The 233-nt window shown below is 66.1% G+C and carries 1 protein-coding gene; it reads right to left on the bottom strand.

Annotated elements, in window-relative coordinates; genetic code table 11:
• Positions 1–233: acyl-CoA dehydrogenase family protein (locus N826_RS39490; RefSeq protein WP_044438196.1), on the bottom strand; the 233-nt coding region annotated here is incomplete at both ends.

Below are 233 nucleotides of genomic sequence, written 5' to 3'. Positions count from 1 at the left end.
CGATGCCGCCGGTGATCGAGGCGCGCAGGCTGAACTTGCCCTCGATCTTGGGCGCACTCAGCCCCTTCATGCCCTTCTCCAGCACGAAGCCCCGGATGTCTCCGGCATCGTCCTTGGCCCAGACGACGAAGACGTCGGCGATCGGGGAGTTGGTGATCCACTGCTTGGAGCCCGACAGCAGGTAGCCGCCGTCGGCCTTGCGCGCCCGCGTCTTCATGGAGTTGGGGTCCGAT

The organism is Skermanella aerolata KACC 11604 (assembly GCF_000936425.1).
GTDB lineage: Bacteria > Pseudomonadota > Alphaproteobacteria > Azospirillales > Azospirillaceae > Skermanella > Skermanella aerolata.
The sequence above is the reverse complement of the archived record's forward strand: the minus strand, read 5'-3'. Positions and strand labels throughout refer to the sequence as shown.